Here is a 4002-nt window from a genome sequence, read left to right on the forward strand (position 1 = left end):
TCAACCATTTTAAAACCCACTTACAAAAAGATCCCTATAAACCTATGCTTTGCAAGAGGGGTGCCGAGCTTGCGAGGCGGGGTGTTGGCAAAATAAAGCACATTAAGTCAATAGCTTAAGATTAAGCAAGCATAAAAAACAAATTACTCAATGCAATCATTAATACTGTTAATATGGCAAAGCCGACATTGACAGTATGTGCCCATTTGATGTGTTTCTCGCAAAGATAATAATTAAGTACAACAGTAATAAGCGTGATAACCATAAATATCAGCACAGTTAATTGAATCTTATCAATCAGGTTAATTGTATTGGCGGGAGGCAGTATCGAATCAGTGGAAATCTTGCTACCAACTACGGCAAAAATCGCAGCGGAGTTTAGTGCTAGACGACTTTTGATATCTTTAATTGGGATAAAGAACATGCCAAGAATTAATATGCAGGCAAGATATAACATGCCAAAGATATGGATAAACATGCGAATGTTAGTGTGTGTCATCTCAACTGAGTAAATCGCTCTGGCATAAGCGGTGTTACTTGAATTATTTGGATTGCCAAAATTTGTATCATAGTGATGGATATAAGTTTGCCAGTTATCAGTGCTTAACGTCCAACCGCTTAAAGGCATCTCATGATCGACATCAGAGTTAACTTCATCAGTTTTAAATATGACAGTATGTGCATTAAAATCAGCATCTTCAATAATGATGGATAACGGTTTCGTGCTAAAAGGGAAGTTCTCAAAACTCCAGTCTTGGGATAAAGTGGCACGGATTTTATATTGTTTAAGTGTTTTATTATCCACAAGTTGTTGAGTACTTTTATAAAGAACAGAGAATTTTTCAGCATTGATGATGTCAAACTCGTTATTCTCAATGATCAGCTGATCAGGATAAATAAACCACAACCAAAAAATCGCAGAAACAGTTTTTTTCTGCAGATTGATATCATAAATATGCGTGATGTAAGCGCCAACTGTAACCTCTGCCGGTGATTTTGGTGCTTTGTTGTTAGCAAAACTAGTTTGTGTATACAACATAAAACTAAAAAGAACTATCAAGAACCTTGCCATATTTGATCCATCAAATTTCCATACGTGACAAAAGTATAGTTGAAATATTTGGAAACATAAGAAACATGATATTTGCAGGTGTATTAATTATGCGCGTAATCCGCTGGAGATTTTAAGAGTAGGTTAGCCTCTTTTAATGCAAAAGATATGGGGAGTAAAGTGACACCATCTAATGTCTGCTTTTCATCGCCGCCGTAGATTAGATAGCAGCTTGCCATTGGGTAGTCATCTTTAAAAGTCATCAGCCCTTTGAGGTCTTTGCGACTAATTTTCTTTTTGCGTTTAACTTCAATGGCGATTAAACCATACTCACCATATAAGATAAAATCCACTTCTTGTTGCGTGCGTGTTCGCCAATAATAAAACTGATATCCTAGATTATAATAGTCATTGCATGCCCTAAGCTCCTGCAAACAAAGCGTCTCAAGTGCGGCGCCATCAATTTCTTCTGGTGAATCAAGTACACCAATAGGGCGTATTGTTCTATATACGCCGACATCAAAAAAATAAAATTTAGGCGCCATGACAACATCGCGCTTAGCCCGCTTGGTAAAAACAGGTAAACGAGCGGAGATCAGGAGATCTTCTAAAATAGTAAAAAAATTTTCGATCGTATGTCTTGAGCTGCCAATTTCTCTGGCGATTTCGGTATAGTTGAGTGTTTCCCCTTGTGAGAAACTCGCTGTTTCTAAAAAACGTGCAAATAATGCAATATTTCGCGTTAAGCTCTCATGCAATACTTCCTCTTTAAGGTAAGTTGCTACATAGCTTTTTAAATATTCGCTGGGTTGAGATGTAAGTAATGCCGTTGGTAAATGACCTGTGTGTAAAGACTTGGCAATATCAAAATGATTAGCTTGTTCAATGGCAGTAACTGGATGCATATGTTTGATCAGTGCGCGACCTGCAAGTAGGTTAACTCCACTTCGTTTGAGTTTGCGTGCGCTAGAACCAGTTAAAATAAATCGTAATTTACGTCCTTCAATGAGACGATGCACTTCATCCAATAAGGCAGGGATTTTTTGGATTTCATCAATAATGATCCATTTGTTATAACCCTCTGGGATGTTGGCATCCAAACGGGTGGCATCACCTAGAAGATAGGTGTACGTATCTTCTTTTAGTAGATCAAAATAAAGACTTTCTTTAAAGTGATATCTCAGCCAAGATGTCTTGCCAGTACCTCTTGGACCAAATAAAAAGTAGCTTTGTTGCGAATTGGGGTCAATATTTAACAGTCGCTTAAACATAAAAAATCGCAATTGGTAGTTAATGATATCTATTTTGTATGAAAATCGAGATTACCGAAAGCGATTTTTGATATTTTGTTATGCCAATTAGTAGTGGCAAGTAACAATAATCACATTTCATAAAATAATATTCGCTGAATTTGGGCGTTATTTCTGATATGATCGATGGCGATTTGAGTAGCTAAAAGTGAGATTTTATGAAGATTGCAATTTTTGGTACGGGCTATGTCGGACTCGTCACAGGAACTTGTTTTGCGGCAATGGGTAATCATGTTTGCTGTGTTGATATCGATCAAACCAAAGTCGATAACCTAAAAAAAGGTATTTCACCGATTTATGAACCTGGCTTGGATGAGCTGATTAAGCGTAATGTGACCAAAGGGCGCCTGCGATTTACTACCGAAGCAAAGACAGCAATTGATGAAGCGCAAGTCATCTTTATTGCAGTAGGGACGCCACCTGACGAGGATGGATCTGCTGATTTACAATATGTATTGCAAGTGGCTAAAACCGTTGCCAGTGACATGAATGAGTATAAGGTCATTGTTAATAAATCAACGGTGCCAGTCGGTACTGAGTATAAAGTAACCGAAGCAATCTCTAATGTGTTAAATGCCCGTGGTGTAAAACTTGATTTTGATGTGGTATCTAACCCTGAATTCCTTAAAGAGGGTGATGCGATTAGTGACTGTATGCATCCAGATCGTATTGTGGTCGGGGCGAACTCCGAGCGCGCGGCAGATGTTATGCGTGAGCTTTATGCACCATTTGATCCCAATCAAAATCGCTTGATGATCATGGATGTACGCTCTGCTGAGATGACTAAGTATGTTGCCAATGCAATGCTTGCAACGAAAATCAGCTTTATGAATGAGATGAGTCAGATTGCTGAGCGTGTTGGTGCAGATATCGAGAAAGTGCGTATTGGTATTGGTGCTGATCGACGTATTGGTTATCATTTTATTTACGCAGGCTGTGGTTATGGTGGCTCATGTTTCCCCAAGGATGTACGCGCGCTTGGACAAACTTCACGTGAATATGGTTATAGCGCACGCATTTTAAATGCGGTGCATGATGTTAATGATGCGCAAAAAGAAGTCCTGTTTACGAAGTTTAATGATTATTTTAACGGTGAAATTGAAGGCAAAACAGTGGCTGTATGGGGGCTTGCATTTAAACCAAATACTGATGATATTCGTGAGGCATCAGCGCGCGTGTTGATTGAAACACTGTGGCAACATGGCGTTAAAGTCAAAGCCTATGACCCTGAAGCAATGGAAAACTTTGCACAAACTTATGGTCAACGTGACGACTATGAACTTGTTGATGAAGCGTATAATGCTTTACATAATGCTGATGCTTTATTTGTAGTTACAGAGTGGCAGAGCTTTAGAAGTCCAGATTTTAGTAAGATTAAAGCGCGATTAAATACCCCTATTATTTTTGATGGGCGTAATTTGTATGATAAGCCACGGATGAAAGACTTAGGATTTAACTATATCTCTATTGGACGATGATAAAGACTTCTTTGATATAGAATACAGCAAAATAATTTACGAGTAACATATAAGTTTAAATAATATTCTTTTTGTGGATAAAATAAAAAACTGTCCTATAGTTAACTGTGTAATGTTAAGTTATCTTGGTGGGATCAGTTATGAACAGTTATAGAATGAGCTC

General features: G+C 38.0%; 3 protein-coding genes. 1 reads left to right on the forward strand and 2 read right to left on the reverse strand.

Features of this window, described 5'->3' with window-relative positions; genetic code table 11:
* Positions 1 to 121 precede the first annotated feature (121 nt).
* Positions 122 to 1072, reverse strand: coding sequence for a ligand-gated ion channel (locus ACY10D_RS03970; RefSeq protein ID WP_486999476.1), 951 nt, complete (start codon positions 1070 to 1072; stop codon positions 122 to 124).
* An 83-nt stretch (positions 1073 to 1155) separates the two neighbouring features.
* A complete protein-coding gene (locus ACY10D_RS03975; protein ID WP_486999477.1) occupies positions 1156 to 2322 on the reverse strand; it encodes an ATP-binding protein in 1167 nt (388 codons plus the stop codon).
* Between the two features lie 197 nt (positions 2323 to 2519).
* Between ACY10D_RS03975 and ACY10D_RS03980 the strand changes: the two genes are divergently transcribed.
* Entirely contained in the window at positions 2520 to 3839 is a 1320-nt protein-coding gene (locus ACY10D_RS03980; RefSeq protein WP_486999478.1) for a UDP-glucose dehydrogenase family protein, read from the forward strand.
* Positions 3840 to 4002 lie beyond the last annotated feature (163 nt).

The sequence above is a fragment of the Cysteiniphilum sp. genome, from assembly GCF_057495195.1.